This window comes from Mesorhizobium sp. M2A.F.Ca.ET.037.01.1.1, from assembly GCF_003998075.1.
Lineage (GTDB): Bacteria > Pseudomonadota > Alphaproteobacteria > Rhizobiales > Rhizobiaceae > Mesorhizobium.
Genome location: NZ_RZSA01001731.1, coordinates 1 through 545 on the forward strand (window position 1 = coordinate 1; position 545 = coordinate 545).

Below are 545 nucleotides of genomic sequence, written 5' to 3' on the forward strand. Positions count from 1 at the left end.
TCGATCTTTCGCTGAGGTGTTTGCGAGCTCTCGGTCTGGGCTGGGGACCAACCTGCATTGAATTCCGGTGGACAACGCGTGGCCCGGTCGTCATTGAAGTCAATCCGCGACTTGGTGGCGCGCCCGCACCTCAACTGGCTCATCTGGCCTACGGCGTCGATCTCATTAAGGAACACATCAAGCTAGTCATCGGCGACGAATGGAATTTGCGCAGAAGGCATTCGCAAACTGCGGCCGCGCGGTACCTGGTTCCTGATCGCGATGGCATCCTCGACTGGATTGGCGGCGACAGTCAAGCGGCGGCCATACCCGGTGTCGCCGAGGTCAAATTCTATGTTGAGCCCAAGACTCCGATTGTCAGGAAAAGCGACTATCGAGACTTGCTCGGACATATCGTCGCTGCTTCGCCTAGCCTTGTTCAGACCGAGGCAGTGCTTCAGCAAGCGGTCGATTTAATTCATTGGTCGATCATACCTTTCCCGACCCGGCGCGAATAGGTAAAATCTGAGACCATTCATTCTCGCTCTAACAGCGCAGGACGGTGG

Annotated in this window: 1 pseudogene; it reads left to right on the top strand. The window is 56.3% G+C overall.

The window, feature by feature from the left end:
- A pseudogene (locus tag EOA27_RS39490) lies at positions 1-497 on the top strand (hypothetical protein); the annotation flags it as partial.
- Between the last annotated feature and the right edge of the window lie 48 nt (positions 498-545).